The organism is Vibrio sp. LQ2 (assembly GCF_023920125.1).
Taxonomy (GTDB): domain Bacteria; phylum Pseudomonadota; class Gammaproteobacteria; order Enterobacterales; family Vibrionaceae; genus Vibrio; species Vibrio fluvialis.
Map to the genome: position 1 here is coordinate 2,312,373 of NZ_CP085308.1, position 17,129 is coordinate 2,329,501.

15 protein-coding genes and 1 other RNA gene are annotated in these 17,129 nt (G+C 52.3%); 12 read left to right on the forward strand and 4 right to left on the reverse strand.

Translation table 11 applies throughout. The annotated features are described in order from the left end of the window. Positions 1–28 precede the first annotated feature (28 nt). The 4 genes from LGV68_RS10900 to LGV68_RS10915 are packed head-to-tail and all read right to left on the reverse strand — an operon-like array spanning position 29 to position 3,356. Positions 29–598, reverse strand: a complete 570-nt coding sequence (locus LGV68_RS10900) for a BON domain-containing protein (protein ID WP_252535184.1) — start codon at positions 596–598, stop codon at positions 29–31. 3 nt (positions 599–601) lie between these two features. After that, positions 602–1,192, reverse strand: a complete 591-nt coding sequence (locus LGV68_RS10905) for a phosphoheptose isomerase (RefSeq protein ID WP_020330470.1) — start codon at positions 1,190–1,192, stop codon at positions 602–604. A gap of 3 nt (positions 1,193–1,195) precedes the next feature. Beyond that, positions 1,196–1,564, reverse strand: coding sequence for a YraN family protein (locus LGV68_RS10910; RefSeq protein WP_024373948.1), 369 nt, complete (start codon positions 1,562–1,564; stop codon positions 1,196–1,198). After that, a complete protein-coding gene (locus LGV68_RS10915) occupies positions 1,551–3,356 on the reverse strand; it encodes a penicillin-binding protein activator (RefSeq protein WP_020330472.1) in 1,806 nt (601 codons plus the stop codon). Before LGV68_RS10915 ends, LGV68_RS10910 begins: the two co-directional genes overlap by 14 nt. Positions 3,357–3,425: 69 nt before the next feature. Here LGV68_RS10915 and rsmI point away from each other — a divergent pair, with 69 nt between their 5' ends. The 12 genes from rsmI (at position 3,426) to murC (ending at position 17,072) form a co-directional block, all read left to right on the forward strand. Beyond that, a complete protein-coding gene (gene rsmI, locus LGV68_RS10920) occupies positions 3,426–4,289 on the forward strand; it encodes a 16S rRNA (cytidine(1402)-2'-O)-methyltransferase (protein WP_024373946.1) in 864 nt (287 codons plus the stop codon). A gap of 91 nt (positions 4,290–4,380) precedes the next feature. Further along, positions 4,381–4,774, forward strand: an RNA gene (gene rnpB / locus LGV68_RS10925) — RNase P RNA component class A. 186 nt (positions 4,775–4,960) lie between these two features. Further along, positions 4,961–5,911: a 16S rRNA (cytosine(1402)-N(4))-methyltransferase RsmH gene (rsmH, locus tag LGV68_RS10930; RefSeq protein WP_222736159.1), complete on the forward strand. Its 951-nt coding sequence runs from the start codon at positions 4,961–4,963 to the stop codon at positions 5,909–5,911. Positions 5,912–5,935: 24 nt separating this feature from the next. After that, positions 5,936–6,253 carry a cell division protein FtsL gene (gene ftsL, locus LGV68_RS10935; RefSeq protein WP_024373943.1) on the forward strand — a complete coding sequence of 106 codons (318 nt, stop codon included), beginning with the start codon at positions 5,936–5,938 and terminating at the stop codon, positions 6,251–6,253. Further along, positions 6,250–8,004, forward strand: coding sequence for a penicillin-binding transpeptidase domain-containing protein (locus tag LGV68_RS10940; protein ID WP_158124318.1), 1,755 nt, complete (start codon positions 6,250–6,252; stop codon positions 8,002–8,004). Before ftsL ends, LGV68_RS10940 begins: the two co-directional genes overlap by 4 nt. 52 nt (positions 8,005–8,056) lie before the next feature. Further along, complete coding sequence (murE, locus tag LGV68_RS10945; protein WP_158124319.1) at positions 8,057–9,544, forward strand: UDP-N-acetylmuramoyl-L-alanyl-D-glutamate--2,6-diaminopimelate ligase; 1,488 nt, start codon at positions 8,057–8,059, stop codon at positions 9,542–9,544. Beyond that, the gene (murF, locus tag LGV68_RS10950) at positions 9,541–10,902 is read left to right on the forward strand and encodes a UDP-N-acetylmuramoyl-tripeptide--D-alanyl-D-alanine ligase (RefSeq protein WP_158124320.1); all 1,362 of its coding nucleotides are present in this window, start codon (positions 9,541–9,543) and stop codon (positions 10,900–10,902) included. The genes murE and murF overlap by 4 nt, the downstream gene beginning before the upstream one ends. Further along, on the forward strand, positions 10,899–11,981 hold the full coding sequence (mraY, locus tag LGV68_RS10955; RefSeq protein WP_020330479.1) for a phospho-N-acetylmuramoyl-pentapeptide-transferase: 1,083 nt from the start codon (positions 10,899–10,901) through the stop codon (positions 11,979–11,981). Before murF ends, mraY begins: the two co-directional genes overlap by 4 nt. 23 nt (positions 11,982–12,004) lie before the next feature. Continuing rightward, entirely contained in the window at positions 12,005–13,324 is a 1,320-nt protein-coding gene (gene murD, locus LGV68_RS10960) for a UDP-N-acetylmuramoyl-L-alanine--D-glutamate ligase (protein ID WP_222731618.1), read from the forward strand. A gap of 17 nt (positions 13,325–13,341) precedes the next feature. Then, positions 13,342–14,535 carry a cell division protein FtsW gene (ftsW, locus tag LGV68_RS10965; RefSeq protein ID WP_032082343.1) on the forward strand — a complete coding sequence of 398 codons (1,194 nt, stop codon included), beginning with the start codon at positions 13,342–13,344 and terminating at the stop codon, positions 14,533–14,535. Beyond that, positions 14,522–15,598, forward strand: coding sequence for an undecaprenyldiphospho-muramoylpentapeptide beta-N-acetylglucosaminyltransferase (gene murG / locus LGV68_RS10970; protein ID WP_252535186.1), 1,077 nt, complete (start codon positions 14,522–14,524; stop codon positions 15,596–15,598). Before ftsW ends, murG begins: the two co-directional genes overlap by 14 nt. A 13-nt stretch (positions 15,599–15,611) precedes the next feature. Further along, on the forward strand, positions 15,612–17,072 hold the full coding sequence (gene murC, locus LGV68_RS10975; protein WP_020330485.1) for a UDP-N-acetylmuramate--L-alanine ligase: 1,461 nt from the start codon (positions 15,612–15,614) through the stop codon (positions 17,070–17,072). Positions 17,073–17,129 lie beyond the last annotated feature (57 nt).

Sequence of the window (17,129 nt, forward strand, 5' to 3'; positions counted from 1 at the left end):
CGCTGCTTTTTTTATGCCGAAGATTAGGCTAGTCCGCGTATTCGAAGGCTCGAATCACTTGTTTTACTCCTGAAATATTGCGCGCAACGTCTGTCGCGATGTTCGCATGTTCACGAGAAATGTATCCCAACATGTAGACTTCACGGTCTTCGGTAATCACTGAGACTTTCACACCATTAAGCTCTGATTTTGCCAGCAGCGCTGATTTCACTTTGGTCGTGATCCAACTGTCGTTGCTGATTTCACCAAACGACAAAGGTGCTTTTATCTTTACCTGATTGTGCAGTTCTTTGACATCTTTTAACTTTTGCACCTGAGCAACAAATTGATCCAATAATTCAGGGGTGCGTGATTGGCCAATCAGAATCACGGTACCTCGGAATGAACTGGCGGTAATACGCATCTGATTCTGGAACGGTGGCTTGTTACTCAGCCCTGTCACTTCGAGTTCCAGATTGCTGTCTTTCCAGATTTCTTGAGTGGAGCGCGGATCGGTCGCAATGTTAACGGTGGTGGCAGCACCTGCGATAAACAGTCCAGCGCAGCCGGATAAGGTCATCAGTGTCGCCAGAACGGCAAATAGGCGTAAAGTCTTCATCGATTACTCTTCGTGAGCGGGGAACAGAACCTGGTCAATCAAGTCACACAGACAGTGCAACGTGACCATATGAACTTCCTGAATACGAGCGGTACGTTGGGATGGAATACGAATTTCGACGTCGTTTTCTCCCAGTAAGCCTGCCATTTCGCCGCCATCTTTGCCTGTCAGAGCAATAATGGTCATGTCGCGTGTTACCGCTGCTTCCATCGCTTTGATGATGTTCTTGCTGTTACCACTGGTGGAGATAGCCAGCAGAATATCGCCTGGCTGACCAAATGCACGTACTTGTTTAGAAAAAATTTCCTGATAGTGATAGTCATTGGCAACGGCAGTCAATGTGGTGTTGTCGGCGGTCAGTGCCATCGCTGGCAGGCTTGGGCGCTCAGTTTCAAAACGGTTAACTAAACAGGAAGTAAACTGCTGCGCATTAGAGGCGGAGCCGCCATTACCACAACACAGAATCTTGCTGCCGTTGAGCAGGCTGGCCACCATGGCTTGTGCTGCGTGCATAATCGCATCAGGTAGCGCTTCGGCTGCGGCGATTTGAATTTGAATGCTTTCGGTGAAACTGTCTTTAATGCTGTCGAGCATTGATTATCCTTCAGTGATTGCGTTTTTTATCCAGTCAATTTGGCGGCCTTCATCGTGGATAGCCACCACATCGAAACGAAAATCGGTGTTGTCGGCGCTGAGGCCTTGCTTGAGCATCCACCAATTTGCCGCTTTGATCAAGCGTGCTTGTTTCTGTCTGGTGACCATTTCAGCAGCATGGCCGTGACGTTGGTTCTGACGATACTTCACTTCGACAAACACCAGCGTTTGATTTTCCCGCATAATTAAATCCAGTTCACCGCCGCGAATCTGGAAATTTTGTTCGATAAGGAACAAACCTCGGCGGCGTAAATACTCCGCCGCCGTAGTTTCATAGTGTTGTCCGGTCTGGCGGCGACTAAAGAGCCCCATGCTCCGCCCAACTGATTTCACGTTGCACTACGCATTGTTCATCAATGCCCAGTACACCGGTTTGGCCTTCAATTGTATAACCTTGGACGACTTTCATTTGTGGGAGTTCCACCATGAGTTTGTATGCGTCCATCCCCATAGCTTGCAAGCGACGTTCGGCATTAGTGGATTTAGGCCACAGCTTATCCATCTGTTCCGAGACGTCCGGCGTTGGATGAATCAGCAAAGGAATGTCACTGTAAGTCACGCCGGTCAAATCTTCATACTGACGGCCACCGCTGTTGCTGGCGGAGTTAGAGAACAGTTTTGGCGGCTTGGTGTCCGGGTTGATGGCGACTTCGATAAACGGTTTGATCAGCGTGAGGTCAGCACTGTTGGCCACGATGTATACCGCGTCGATGTCACGACGGCTGCGTGGCTGGCTTTCCATTTTCAGACCCGTTAAGGCTTCCATCTGAGCAATATTCTGCTGGCTGTCCTGCAGACCGAATACGTTGTTGATGTTGCGCTGCAACTGACGACGATCGCCGTACTGGTTCACCGCCACCTTGTTTTTGCTGTATTTGTGCCACTCTTCATCGAAGGCCTCAACCACACGCTCGCCGTAACTGCCCTGAGGTGCTAAGACCAGTGGGTAACGATAACCTTCAGTAAACAGATGTTTAGCCGCCTGAGCGACTTCTTGCTCCGGTGACAGTGCGAGGTAACAAGTGTCTGAACCATCGATCACTTGATCCGGAATATTCAGCGCCAGTGTTTGAATCGATTGACCACGTTCTTGCTGGAATTGTTGCAGTTTTTCAATGTTGCCTTTAATCAGCGGACCAACCACGAAGTCGATGTTCTTCTCTGTCAGTGTTGCATCCACAGATTCCAGCGTTTCGGCGTTGGTATCCATGATGGTCAGGGTCGCATTGGGATCGCGGTCTTCGTCATTCATCATCGCCATGATGAAACCGTCGCGAATCAGTTGAGCGGGTTTCGAGAATTTACCGGTCAACGGCAGCAGCAGCGCGGTATGTTTCGGCTTAATGATCTCAAGGGCCAAAATGTCCTGAATGGATTTAGGGGTGTAGATTGCCGCTGGATGATCCGGGTTTTCTGCCAACCATTTCTCGAGCGTGTTTTTTAGCTGAGGCAGGTCACTACCCATAGTTTTGACATAAATGGCCAGTTGCAGCCAGCCATCCAGCTCCGCTTCATTCGGTTCGGCAGATAGCTTGGTGATCGCATAGCCTGAGTAGTGGTTGAGATTGGTCCAGATTTGATCGGCCAGGGCTTCTTGTTGATCGCTGTCGGCCAGATCATACAGTGCGACCAGTTCGCGACTTGAGTCAAACGAGCGATCAAGCGCGGTGAAAATGTCGGCACGCAACTGGTGGTACTCCTGCCACTGCAGTGTCGGCAGTTGCCAGTTAGGCTTGAAGTTAAGCAGATTCAGCGCGTCTTTGTATTTTTCGGCGTTGACCAACAACTGCGCGCGAGCCAGTTGCCATTCGGCTTGCTGGGTTTCGCTCAGGTTCTGTTTGGCCAGACGACGAATCAGCAGATCAGCCTGTTCTGTGTTGTTTTCAGCAATCGCGGCTTTCAAGGCCATGATTAACCAGTCATTTTGCAGGCTGCCTTGACTGCTGTCTGCCTGCATCAGGTAAGTCTGTGCCGGCAGGCTCGGCTCGCCAGTAATATCCACCAAAAGCGGGGACGTCGGCGTCGAGGAACAGGCGGCCAGGGTAATTGCTAATGCAACGGGAGTGAGTAAGCGTGGTACACTGCGTCTCTGATGGTTTTTCATAGCCATGAGTTCTTTCGTTAATCCGTGTAAAATTGTCTCTATATTAATCGTTGAAGTGATGGTAAACAAATGACAGATAACAAAACCTTGCCTGCAGAAGTCCCAACTTTGTACATAGTTCCGACTCCGATTGGCAACTTAGGGGATATTACCCAACGTGCCCTCGATGTGCTTTCAAGTGTTGATGTTATCGCCGCAGAAGATACCCGCCATTCAGGCAAACTGCTTGCGCACTTCAATATTCAAACTAAGACGTTCGCTCTGCATGATCACAATGAACAGCAAAAAGCTCAAGTTTTAGTTGAGAAATTGTTGGCCGGACAGTCGATCGCGTTGGTATCGGATGCCGGTACACCACTTATTAGTGATCCAGGTTATCATTTAGTCACCCAATGTCGTCAGGCGGGTGTTAAAGTTGTGCCACTTCCTGGTGCGTGTGCGGTGATCACGGCATTGAGTGCCTCTGGTCTGCCATCCGATCGCTTCAGTTTCGAAGGTTTTTTGCCGGCCAAAAGCAAAGGGCGCAAAGACAAGTTTATGGAAATCGCCAAGGCTGAGCGTACCTGTATTTTTTATGAATCACCGCATCGTATTACGGAATCGCTGCAGGATATGCTGGACGTCTTAGGGCCAGAGCGTCAAGTCGTGCTGGCTCGTGAACTGACCAAAACCTTTGAAACCATTCAGGGCATGCCGTTGGGCGAACTGATTGAGTGGATTGAAGCAGACGATAACCGCAAAAGAGGCGAGATGGTACTGCTGATCCACGGTTATCGTGACAGCGCAGAAGACGTCTTGCCAGAAGAAGCGCTGCGCACTTTGGGGATCCTGACCAAAGAACTGCCGCTGAAGAAAGCGGCGGCGATGACGGCGGAAATCTACAATCTGAAAAAGAATGCACTTTACAAATGGGGACTGGACAATCTTGGCTAACTGCTGAACTTCTGACCAGTTGCGCTGAAAATACGTTGTGAGGACGATTCCTCCTAGACAGTGAGGTGCGATGCCGATAGAATTCGCGCCTGGAGTTGACTGGGTAGTCGCTGCCTTATTGACGTCCCTTGACCTTGTGTTGGGGAGACTGATAAGGGGGAGGAAAGTCCGGGCTCCGTAGAGCAGGGTGCCAGGTAACGCCTGGGGGGCGCAAGCCTACGACAAGTGCAGCAGAGAGAAGACCGCCGATGGCCCGCAAGGGATCAGGTAAGGGTGAAAGGGTGCGGTAAGAGCGCACCGTGCGGCTGGCAACAGTTCGTAGCAAGGTAAACTCCACCCGGAGCAAGACCAAATAGGCCTCCACATAGCGTTGCTCGCGTTAGGAGGCGGGTAGGTTGCTTGAGCCAGTGAGCGATTGCTGGCCTAGACGAATGGCTACCGCCGCGCAAGCGGAACAGAACCCGGCTTACATGTCGGCTCCACCTATTCAGACCCATCATAGCTTCGCGGTTATGATGGGTTTTTTGCTTTTTATTGACTTAGACGATAGTAAAACCATTAAACTTAGCGCAATGTCACGTCCTGTAACTGCTTTTATGGCTAGCAGTAGTGTGGGAAAACGGTACACTACAAAATCAAACTGACGGACGTTTGTGCTGAACGAGACCATTATGACTGAATCTTTCCAACATATTTCTGTGCTGCTTCATGAATCGATCGACGGTCTGGCGATTAAGCCGGATGGCATTTATATCGACGGCACCTTTGGTCGTGGCGGACACAGCCGCACTATCTTGTCTCAGCTGGGCCCGAATGGCCGCTTATACAGTATCGACCGCGATCCACAGGCGATTGCCGAAGCGCAAAGAATTGATGATCCGCGTTTTACCATCGTTCACGGTCCGTTTTCCGGCATTGCAGAGTACGCTCAGCGTTACGATTTAGTCGGCAAAGTTGACGGCGTGCTGTTCGACCTTGGTGTTTCGTCACCGCAGCTTGATGATGCTGAACGTGGTTTCAGCTTTATGAAAGATGGCCCGCTGGATATGCGCATGGACCCGACTTCGGGTATGCCAGTTTCCGACTGGCTGGCACAAGCGGAGCTGGACGACATTACCTGGGTGATTCGCGAATTTGGTGAAGATAAACACGCGCGCCGAATCGCCAAAGCGATTGTCGCTTATCGTGAAGATGAAGAAAACGAACCCCTGACTCGCACCAGCCAACTGGCTAAACTGATTTCTGATGCGGCGCCAAAGAGTTTCAAAGAGAAAAAACACCCGGCCACCCGCGCATTCCAGGCTTTTCGTATTTACATCAACAGTGAATTGGAAGAGATTGATACCGCGCTTAAAGGTGCTGCGTCGATTCTCGCACCGCAAGGCCGCCTGTCGGTGATCAGCTTCCACTCACTGGAAGATCGCATGGTGAAGCGCTTCATGCGTAAAGAGAGTAAAGGGCCGGAAGTGCCGCATGGTATTCCGCTGACTCAGGAACAAATTCGCGCGTTGGGTAGTGCTGACCTGAAAACAGTCGGTAAAGCCATCAAACCTTCTGAGCAAGAAGTGGAGATGAATCCACGTTCTCGCAGCTCTGTTCTGCGTATCGCTGAAAAACTCTGAGCGTTCTGAAACTCGATAGCGATTATGTCTCAAACCAAGCTAAATCTCGCCAAACTGATTGCAGCCGACCTACTTACGGTAGGTCGGGTACCTCTTATCATGTTGATTCTGATCTTTACTTCCGCCATGGGAGTTGTGTTTACCACACACCATACCCGTCAGGCGATCACGCAAAAAGATCAGGCGCTGGAAGAGCGCGATCATCTCGACAATGAGTGGCGTAACCTGATCCTGGAAGAGACGGCGCTGGCCGAGCATAGCCGAGTGCAGGAAATGGCAAAGAACGAGCTGGACATGAAACGTCCGGATGCTGACAAAGAAGTAGTGATTGAAATCAAATGACGAAAAAGCCAGCGAAAGCCAAAGAAAAAGCCACAGCCAAACCGAAAACGAGCGCCAAAGTTACCGAGCAAGACAGCCCGGTTTTTATCCGCTGGCGTTTTTATCTCATCGTCTTTTTTGTCCTGCTCGCCTTTGCCATGTTGGTGGGGCGACTTGCTTTTATTCAAATTATCGAACCGGATAACCTGATTCGCGAAGGCGACATGCGCTCTATTCGTGCTAAAACGCTGCAATCCGCGCGCGGGATTATCTCCGATCGTAATGGTGAAGCGCTGGCAGTGAGTGTGCCCGTGGATGCCGTGTGGGCCGATCCGGTGACCATTTTCAAACAAGGCGGATTGGTCGAAAAAGATCGCTGGTACGCACTGGCGGATGTGCTGAGCTTAGATCGTCAGGAAATGATGAAAAAGCTTGAGGATAACCGTACTCGTCGCTTCATCTACCTGCAACGTCAGGTCAGCCCGGCAATGGCGAAATACATTCGTGAGCTGAAGCTGTCTGGTGTTGGGCTTAAATCGGAATCTCGCCGCTACTATCCGGCGGGGGAAGTCAGCGCTCATTTGATTGGTGTGACCGGCATCGACGGCCATGGTCTGGAAGGTGTCGAGCGCAGCTACGACAAATGGCTGACCGGTGAAGCTGGTAAGAGCATTATCCGTAAAGATCGCTACGGCCGCGTGGTGGAAAATATCTCGCTGGAAGAGCGTGAAGAGGGTAAGCCGTTGCAACTGACTATCGATCAGCGTCTGCAAGCGATCGCTTTTCGCGCCGTTAAGCAGGCGATGGCTGATTACCGTGCGACGTCGGCATCGGCGGTGATGCTGGATGTTAAAACCGGCGCAGTGCTGGCAATGGTTAACGCGCCTTCTTATAACCCGAATAACCGCTCTGACTGGCAAAGCTTCAAGATGCGGAACCGCGTCATTACTGATGCATTTGAGCCAGGTTCAACCGTGAAACCATTTGTGGTGCTGGCCGCGCTCGCCAACGGCACCGCAGATGAACATACCATCATTGATACCGGCGATGGGGTCATGCGCATTGGTGGCAGCCGGGTACGTGACACCTCAAAAGTGGGCAAAGCCACGCTGCAAATGATTCTGAAAAAATCGAGCAACGTCGGTGTGGCGCACTTAGCGCTGGGAATGCCGCTCGAAGCGATGCTCGGCATGTACAACTCTGTGGGGCTGGGTGAAGTTTCCGGCCTCAACCTGGTGGGTGAAACCACCGGGATTTTCCCCAACCGCCGCCGTTGGTCACAGTTTGAGATCGCGACACTGGCCTTTGGTTATGGCTTGTCTATCACGCCGATTCAGCTTGCGCACGCTTATGCCACGCTGGGCAATCTGGGTAAATATCAGCCAGTACATTTGATTGAAAGCAATCAGCAGGATCTGTCTCATCAGGTTGTAGATGCTAAATACGCCAAGCAAGTGCTGGATATGCTGGAAACTGTAACCCAGCCGGGTGGTACGGCCGTGAAAGCGGCGGTACCGGGATATCGGATTGCGGCGAAATCCGGGACCTCGCGCAAAGCGATAGCAGGCGGTTATAGCGACGAATATTTTGCCTACACAGCCGGCGTGGCGCCAGTGAGCGATCCACGTATTTCGTTGGTGGTGATGGTGAACGAACCTCAGGGTGATTCTTACTACGGCGGCGCCGTAGCAGGACCGGTGTTCTCTGAAATCATGAAAGGGGCACTGCAGATCCTCAACATCGCGCCGGATGAGAACCGATTTCAAAAATAACAAAGTCCGCTGACACCACGGTGCAGCGGACAAACCATAGTGTGAGAACTCCATGAACACTAGCAAGGCTTTGCAACAACTAATCTCTCCATGGCTGACGATCAGCGAGTCTGAGTTGGCGGCGCTACCCGTCACGCATCTGGAACTCGACAGCCGAAAAATTGAACCGGGTGACACCTTTGTCGCCATTATTGGTCATGCAATTGATGGACGTCAGTTCATCGACAAAGCCATCGTCCAAGGGGCGAATCTGGTGCTGGCCCAAGCGTGCTCACAATACTCACATGGCAGCGTCGCAGAGCGCCAATCGGTTCCTATTCTCTATATCGAACATCTGGACAAACATCTGTCGCAACTGGCAGGTCGCCTGTATGGCGGACATCAGAATCACGTCATTGCTGTGACGGGGACCAACGGTAAAACCACCATTTCTCAACTGATTGCACAATGGATTGACCTGCTGGGCCATCGTGCTGCCGTAATGGGGACGACGGGCAATGGTTTTCTTGCCGACCTAAAGCCCGCGGCCAACACCACGGGCAACGCGATCGAAGTGCAGTCGACACTGTTTGACCTCGCGCAGCAAGGTGCGGAATTTACTGCGATGGAAGTCTCCTCGCATGGTTTGGTGCAAGGACGGGTGAAGTGTCTGCAGTTTGATGCCGGCGTCTTTTCCAACCTCAGCCGTGACCATCTGGATTACCACGGCACCATGGACGCCTACGCGGAGGCAAAGCTGTCACTGTTTACTGAACATGACACGCGTCATGCCATCATCAATGTGGACGACGAAGTCGGCGCGCGTTGGGCGCAGCAGCTTAAGCATGCCGTAGGCGTTTCTCTTCAAGGAAAACCGGAAACCGAGCAAGCGCTGTGGGCAGTGAAAGTAAGTTACGCTGAAAGCGGCATTACGCTCGATTTCGATGGTCGTTGGGGAGCGGGTCAACTGCGCGCGCCGCTGATTGGCGAATTCAACGCATCGAATCTAATGCTGGCGCTGGCCACGCTGCTGAGCCTGGGCTTTGAGCTCGGCGCTCTGTTGGCAGCGGCACCTAAACTTAAACCGGTATTAGGTCGCATGGAACTGTTTCAGGCTTCTGGCAAAGCGAAAGTCGTCGTCGATTACGCCCATACGCCGGACGCATTAGAAAAGGCGCTACGCGCACTGCGCGTGCATTGTCAGGGTCAATTGTGGGTAATTTTTGGGTGCGGCGGTGATCGTGATACGGGTAAGCGCCCTATGATGGCTGCGATTGCTGAAGCGTTTGCTGATCGCGTGATCCTGACTGACGACAACCCGCGCAGCGAAGATCCGCAGGCAATTGTCAACGATATGCTGGCCGGACTTAAAGCGCCGCAAGACGCTAGCGTGGAGCACAACCGTTTTGACGCGCTGAGTTTAGCCCTGTCGCAAGCGGGTGAACAAGACATTATTTTGCTCGCGGGTAAAGGTCACGAAGACTACCAGGTACTGGCCAACGAGACGATTCATTACTCGGATCGTGAATCCGCGCAAACTTTATTGGAGCTGTCAGCATGATTGGAACTTCTCTGACGCAGTTAACTGCGGTTCTTGATGCGCAATTAGTGGGTGAAGATACCGAGATCGCCGCAGTGTCAACGGATACTCGTTCAATTCCAAAAGACGCACTTTTTGTTGCCTTGGTCGGAGAGCGTTTTGACGCCCATGAATTTGCCGCGCAAGCGGTGGCAGCGGGTGCCAAAGCGCTGTTAGTAGAAAGAGTGCTGGATATCAACGTGCCCCAGCTGGTGGTCGCCAATAGCAAAATTGCGCTGGGCTTGCTGGGCAGCTGGGTTCATCAGCAGTGTCATACGCCGACGGTTGCCATCACGGGCAGCTGTGGCAAAACCACGGTGAAAGAGATGGTGGCCAGTATCTTAGCGGCGAAAGGCCAGGTGCTGTTCACTGCGGGTAACTTTAATAATGACATCGGTGTGCCGCTGACACTGCTGCGTTCGACGCCGCAAGATGATTACGCTGTAATTGAACTCGGCGCCAACCATATTGGCGAAATTGCTTACACCACGGCGCTGGTGAAACCGGATGTGGCGTTGGTGAATAACGTGGCTGCGGCACACTTAGAAGGCTTTGGCTCGATCGAAGGCGTAAAACGTGCCAAAGGTGAAATTTACCAAGGCCTGAGTGCGGGCAAAACGGCGGTCGTTAACCTCGACAGCCAGGGCGGTGAACTGTGGCAAGCCGTGCTGGCTGACAAATGTGTGAAAACTTTTTCCGTCACAGAGCACAGCGCTGACTTTTACCCGCGTGACATCGTGTTGAATGCTGCAGGGGAAGCCAGCTTTGTTCTGGTGACGCCTATCGGTGAAGTGGCCGTGAAACTGGGCATCATCGGCAAGCACAATGTGGGTAATGCACTTGCAGCAAGTGCACTTGCGATTGAGATGGGCGCGACTCTCGCTGACATTCAGCATGGTTTAGCGCATCTGTCGAAAGTGAAAGGCCGCGTGGATGTGACAGAGCTGAACGACAACATTACGTTGATCGACGACAGTTACAATGCCAGTGTTCCGGCGATGAAAGCCGCCGTGGACCTGCTTGGCGGTTTTTCTGCCACCCGGTGGCTAATTTTGGGCAATATGGCCGAGTTAGGTGAGGAAAGCCTTGCACTTCACCAACAAGTCGGTGAACATGCTGCACCATTCCAATTTGAATATGTCCTGACGTATGGCCACGATGCGAAGGTGATCAGCGATGTCTGTCACGGTCGCCATTTTGCGTCCCATCAGGACATGATTATGTTTATCGAGCAGCAACTAGAACAACAACAGGATCGCACTCACGTACTGATCGTCAAAGGCGCCAACAGTGCGGGTATGAGTAAGATTGCCGCTGCTCTTAAGGAGAAATACTCATGATTATTTGGCTTGCGGAGTTACTCCAGCCATATTTTTCGTTTTTCCGTTTGTTCGAATACCTTTCATTTCGAGCGATTGTCAGCATTCTGACGGCTCTGGGCATTTCATTGTGGATGGGCCCGCGTCTGATCAAACGCCTGCAATTGTTGCAGATTGGTCAGGTGGTGCGTAACGACGGTCCGGAATCGCATTTCAGTAAACGTGGTACCCCAACGATGGGCGGCATCATGATTCTGGCTTCGATTATTATCACCGTGTTGTTGTGGACAGATTTGTCGAACCCGTACGTCTGGGCGGTTCTGGCCGTGCTGATGGGTTACGGTGCAGTCGGCTTTGTCGATGACTATCGTAAAGTGGTGCGCAAAAACACTGATGGCCTGATTGCGCGCTGGAAATACTTCTGGCAGTCTGCGATTGCGCTGGTGGTCGCATTTGCACTGTATGCACATGGTCACGATACCGCCGCTACTCAGCTGGTGGTGCCTTTCTTTAAAGAAGTGATGCCCCAACTGGGACTGTTCTACATTATTCTGACTTACTTTGTGATTGTAGGTACCAGTAACGCAGTCAACCTGACCGATGGCTTGGATGGCTTGGCGATCATGCCAACGGTGTTGGTCGCGGCTGGCTTTGGTGTGATCGCCTGGGCAACAGGTAACGTCAACTTTGCCAACTACCTGCATATTCCCTACATCCCTTACACGTCTGAACTGGTGGTGGTGTGTACCGCGATTGTCGGTGCTGGTCTTGGCTTCCTTTGGTTTAACACCTATCCAGCGCAAGTTTTCATGGGCGATGTGGGTTCTCTGGCACTGGGCGGTGCACTGGGCACGATCGCGGTGCTGGTTCGTCAGGAATTCGTCTTGGTGATCATGGGCGGTGTGTTCGTGATGGAAACACTGTCGGTGATCCTGCAGGTGGGGTCATACAAGCTGCGCGGTCAGCGCATCTTCCGCATGGCCCCAATTCACCATCACTATGAACTGAAAGGTTGGCCGGAACCTCGCGTGATCGTGCGTTTCTGGATCATCTCTATCGTTTTGGTTTTGATTGGTTTAGCGACACTGAAAGTGCGTTAATCCTTTACGTGGAAAAGAAATAAATGGACCGTTGGCAAGGCATTCAGCATGTAGTGGTCGTAGGGCTCGGTATTACCGGGCTCTCTGTCGTTAATTATCTGCAAAAATATCACCCGACAGTGACGGTGCGGGTTATTGATACTCGTGAAGCGCCACCGGGGCAGGAACAACTGCCGACCGGTGTGGAACTGCACAGTGGCAGCTGGAATGTTGAGTGGTTGTTGGCGGCCGATTTAATTGTTGCTAACCCGGGTATTGCGCTCGCCACGCCAGAAATTCAGCAGGCACTGGCGGCGAACATTCCGGTGGTCGGCGATATTGAACTGTTTGCCTGGCACGTGAATAAACCTGTGATTGCGATTACCGGTTCGAACGGTAAAAGCACCGTGACCGACCTGACTGGCGTGATGGCCAACGCGGCTGGAATTGCTACTGCAGTCGGAGGCAATATTGGTGTGCCGGCGCTGGATCTACTGTCGCAACACGCTGAACTCTACGTGCTGGAACTGTCGAGTTTTCAACTGGAAACCACTTCATCTCTGGTGCTAAAAGCCGCGGCATTTCTTAATCTGTCGGAAGACCACATGGACCGTTATGACGGCATGGCAGGATATCGTCAGGCTAAGCTGCGCATTTTTGAACATGCACAAACGGCGGTCGTGAACGCTGACGATACCCAAACCTATCCGGATGCCTACTCGGGTCGCACGGTGCGTTTTGGTCTGGAGCAACCTGCCGAATTTACCACGGCGCAACATGACGGTAAGGAAGTGTTGATCGCCAATGGTGAGGTGGTGCTGCCAACCTCGGATCTGAGTTTGGTTGGCCGTCACAACGTGGCTAACGTGCTGACCGTGCTGGCTTTACTCGATGCAGCGGGCGTGAATTATACAAACGCGCTGCCTGCATTGAAGTCTTACACGGGACTGACACACCGCTGTCAGGTGGTTGCCGATAATCAGGGTATAAAATGGGTCAATGATTCGAAAGCAACCAATGTGGCGAGCACATTGGCGGCGTTGTCTGGACTGACCTTGAATGGCACCTTGTATCTGCTGGTGGGCGGGGTTGGTAAAGGCGCGGACTTCACGCCATTAAAACCTGTGTTGGAGGCGCTACCACTCACGCTGTGCTGTTTTGGCCGCGATGGCGATCAGTTCATGCCGTTACATGCCTCCGCTCAGCGTTTTGATACGATGGAAGACGTGATTGTATCGATTCGCCCGCAACTGAAAGCAGGGGATATGGTGTTGTTGTCTCCGGCTTGCGCCAGCTTCGACCAATTTAAAAACTTTATGGCCCGTGGCGACGTGTTTGCTGAACTGGCCCAGCGCTACGCTTAGGGACAAAGGGAACGATTTTGTTACTCGCCAAACCATTTCAATCACTTAACCGCTGGCTGCGTACTGCTTCTCCTGACGCTCTGTTCGATCGTCAGTTGGTCTGGATCGCGCTGGGATTGATGTTGATTGGTTTGGTGATGGTGACATCCGCTTCGTTTCCCATTAGCTCGCGTCTCACTGATCAACCGTTTCACTTTATGTTTCGCCATGCCATCTTCCTGATGCTGGCTCTCATCACCTCTGCGGTGGTGCTTCAGGTGCCGCTGCAGCGCTGGATGCAATACAGTTCGGTGTTGCTTGCGATCTCCTTTGTGTTGCTGATTATCGTGCTGCTGGCTGGTAAATCGGTCAACGGTGCATCGCGCTGGATCCCGCTCGGTCTGTTTAACCTTCAGCCTGCTGAAGTGGCCAAATTATCGCTGTTTATTTTTATGTCCGGTTATCTGGTACGTAAACACGATGAAGTGCGTCAAACGTTTTTTGGTGGCTTTCTCAAGCCGATCATGGTGTTCGGTACGCTGGCGGTGTTACTGCTCGGTCAGCCAGACCTGGGAACCGTCATCGTGATGCTGGTGACGCTGTTTGGTATGCTGTTTATTGCCGGGGCGAAGTTGTCGCAATTTCTCGCCTTGATGGTGGCCGGTATTCTCGCGGTGGTGGCGCTGATCGCCGCCGAACCTTACCGCATTCGTCGTGTTACTTCGTTCCTCGACCCTTGGGAAGACCCATTCGGCAGCGGTTATCAGCTCACGCAATCACTGATGGCCTTTGGCCGCGGTGAATGGTTTGGTCAAGGGCTGGGGAACTCGATTCAGAAACTGGAATACCTACCTGAAGCGCACACCGACTTTGTGTTCGCGGTCATGGCGGAAGAGCTCGGCTTTGTTGGCGTCACGCTGGTATTGATGCTGATTTTCAGTCTGGTGTTTAAAGCCATTCTGATCGGTAAGAAAGCGTTTGAACACGATCAGCAGTTTGGCGGTTATCTGGCGTTTGGCATCGGGATCTGGTTTGCGTTCCAGACCTTGGTCAACGTCGGCGCTGCAGCAGGTATGGTGCCAACTAAAGGTCTGACGTTACCACTCATCAGTTATGGTGGTTCGAGTTTAATCATTATGTCGGTGGCGGTATCGATACTGCTGCGCATCGATCATGAATGCCGTATGGCAGACAGTCGCAGAACAAAAGAAATAACCAATGAAGAAAACTAAACGATTAATGGTGATGGCCGGGGGAACCGGTGGTCATGTCTTTCCTGGTTTAGCCGTGGCAAAACAGTTGCAGCAACAAGGCTGGGAAATTCGCTGGTTGGGGACGGCCGATCGAATGGAAGCGGACCTGGTGCCCAAACACGGTATCGAGATCGACTTTATTCGTGTTAAAGGCCTGCGTGGTCAGGGTATTGCCCGTCTGCTGAAGGCGCCATTTCAAATCGTGAATGCAATTTTGCAGGCGCGTCGCCACATGAAAGCGTGGCAACCGGATGCGGTACTCGGGATGGGCGGTTATGTCAGTGGTCCGGGCGGTATTGCCGCATGGACATTGGGTATTCCGGTAGTTTTGCATGAGCAGAATGCGGTTGCTGGCCTGACTAACCAATGGCTGTCTAAAATCGCTACCAAAGTCTTTCAGGCATTCGAAGGCGCATTTGCTGGCGTACCTGTGGTCGGGAACCCGGTGCGTGATGATGTCGTTGCGCTGCCGGATCCAAGTGAAAGATTGACTGAGCGTACGGGGCCGGTGCGCATTCTGATCATGGGTGGCAGCCAAGGCGCGCGGATTCTCAATCAGACTTTGCCTGCAACCTTGGCCCAGCTGGGTGAGGGCTACCAAGTTCGTCATCAGGCTGGAAAAAACAGCCAGCAAGAAGTTCAGCAAGCGTATGCGGAACTGGGTGTGCACAATGCCGACGTGACTGAATTTATTGATGATGTGGCTGAGGCGTATGCCTGGGCCGATCTTCTGGTTTGCCGCTCTGGAGCCTTGACGGTATCTGAAATTTCAGCGGCGGGTGTGGCTGCGATCTTTGTTCCTTTCATGCACAAAGATCGTCAGCAAGCCTTGAACGCAGACCACTTGGTGGCGTGTGGCGCTGCCCAAATGATTGAACAACCTGAGCTGACGGCAGATAAATTGGCCGCTGCCATTGCGCAGTTGGATCGCCCGGCTCTGCTGAACATGGCGCAAAAAGCCCGCCATGCAGCCAAACTGGATGCGGATAAAGTGGTGGCGGATGCCATCATTGCCGTGACGCAGTCCAGTGTCGACAAATAATGAGAACCGCTTTATGACGATCAAACATACACAAGACTTAGCGCAGATTCGCGCAATGGTGCCGGAAATGCGCCGAGTGAAATGTATTCACTTTATCGGTATTGGTGGCGCAGGCATGAGCGGGATCGCGGAAGTCCTGCTCAACGAAGGCTACCAAATCACGGGATCAGATATCGCGTCGAATGCGGTCACTGAACGTCTGACGGAGAAAGGCGCGACAGTTTATATTGGCCATGCGGCGTCTAACGTTGCGCAGGCGAGTGTGGTTGTTGTTTCGACGGCCATCAATGAACAGAACCCTGAAATCAAAGCTGCACGCGAGAGACGTATTCCGGTCGTCCGCCGCGCCGAGATGTTGGCCGAGCTGATGCGTTTTCGTCACGGGATTGCAGTCGCGGGGACTCACGGTAAAACCACCACCACCGCACTGGTGACGCAAATTTACTCGGAAGCGGGTATGGATCCAACGTTCGTCAACGGTGGCTTGGTGAAAAGCGCGGGGACTAATGCTCGATTGGGGTCAAGCCGTATCCTGATAGCGGAAGCCGATGAGAGTGACGCGTCGTTCCTGCATCTGCAGCCGATGGTGACGATTGTGACCAACATCGAAGCGGATCATATGGATACCTATGGCGGTGACTTTGAAACGTTGAAGCAAACTTTTGTCGATTTTCTGCATAACCTGCCATTTTACGGTCAGGCGATTCTATGTATCGATGATCCGGTGGTGCGTGAGTTGATTCCACGCGTCAGCCGCCAGGTGATCACTTATGGTTTCTCAGAAGATGCCGACGTGCGTATTGAAAATTACCGTCAGGATGGCCAACAGGGTAAATTTACCGTGGTGCGCCAAGGTCGCGCCAATCTGGATATCACGCTTAACATTCCGGGGCGTCATAACGCGCTCAATGCGTCGGCTGCGATTGCGGTCGCGACTGAAGACGATATCAGTGATGAAGCGATTCTGCGTGCGATGGCGAATACCCAGGGCACTGGACGTCGTTTCGATCATCTGGGCGAATTTGAAACTGGTCGCGGTAAAGCGATGCTGGTGGATGACTACGGTCATCACCCAACCGAAGTCGGTGTGACGATTGCTGCTGCCCGCAATGGGTGGGCAGACAAGCGTCTGGTGATGATTTTCCAGCCGCACCGTTATACGCGTACTCGTGATTTGTACGATGACTTTGCAAATGTGCTGGAGCAGGTCGATGTTCTGCTGATGCTGGATGTGTATTCGGCGGGTGAAAAGCCGATTGCCGGCGCGGATGGCCGCTCACTGTGCCGTACGATTCGTAGCCGTGGCAAGCTGGATCCGATTTTTGTTCCGGATAGCAAGACGTTACCGTCGGTTTTAGCCAATGTCCTACAAGATGGTGACCTGGTGCTGACGCAAGGTGCTGGTGATGTGGGCAAAGTAGCAAGAGAATTGGCCGCGTTAGAGTTAAACGTCGAGCGTATGCAAAAAGCGTAATGCAGTTGCATATCTGTGTTTTATGGTGAATTAAGTCGCTACCGATATGGAATTTCT

What these genes read in the sequence shown, in the direction of transcription:
- mraY (WP_020330479.1), top strand. Translation starts at nt 10,899, where the DNA reads ATGATTATTTGGCTTGCGGAGTTACTCCAGCCATATTTTTCGTTTTTC.
- LGV68_RS10940 (WP_158124318.1), top strand. Translation starts at nt 6,250, where the DNA reads ATGACGAAAAAGCCAGCGAAAGCCAAAGAAAAAGCCACAGCCAAACCG.
- LGV68_RS10910 (WP_024373948.1), bottom strand. Translation starts at nt 1,564, where the DNA reads ATGGGGCTCTTTAGTCGCCGCCAGACCGGACAACACTATGAAACTACG.
- murE (WP_158124319.1), top strand. Translation starts at nt 8,057, where the DNA reads ATGAACACTAGCAAGGCTTTGCAACAACTAATCTCTCCATGGCTGACG.
- LGV68_RS10900 (WP_252535184.1), bottom strand. Translation starts at nt 598, where the DNA reads ATGAAGACTTTACGCCTATTTGCCGTTCTGGCGACACTGATGACCTTA.
- murC (WP_020330485.1), top strand. Translation starts at nt 15,612, where the DNA reads ATGACGATCAAACATACACAAGACTTAGCGCAGATTCGCGCAATGGTG.
- murG (WP_252535186.1), top strand. Translation starts at nt 14,522, where the DNA reads ATGAAGAAAACTAAACGATTAATGGTGATGGCCGGGGGAACCGGTGGT.
- rsmI (WP_024373946.1), top strand. Translation starts at nt 3,426, where the DNA reads ATGACAGATAACAAAACCTTGCCTGCAGAAGTCCCAACTTTGTACATA.
- murD (WP_222731618.1), top strand. Translation starts at nt 12,005, where the DNA reads ATGGACCGTTGGCAAGGCATTCAGCATGTAGTGGTCGTAGGGCTCGGT.
- rsmH (WP_222736159.1), top strand. Translation starts at nt 4,961, where the DNA reads ATGACTGAATCTTTCCAACATATTTCTGTGCTGCTTCATGAATCGATC.
- murF (WP_158124320.1), top strand. Translation starts at nt 9,541, where the DNA reads ATGATTGGAACTTCTCTGACGCAGTTAACTGCGGTTCTTGATGCGCAA.
- ftsL (WP_024373943.1), top strand. Translation starts at nt 5,936, where the DNA reads ATGTCTCAAACCAAGCTAAATCTCGCCAAACTGATTGCAGCCGACCTA.
- LGV68_RS10915 (WP_020330472.1), bottom strand. Translation starts at nt 3,356, where the DNA reads ATGAAAAACCATCAGAGACGCAGTGTACCACGCTTACTCACTCCCGTT.
- LGV68_RS10905 (WP_020330470.1), bottom strand. Translation starts at nt 1,192, where the DNA reads ATGCTCGACAGCATTAAAGACAGTTTCACCGAAAGCATTCAAATTCAA.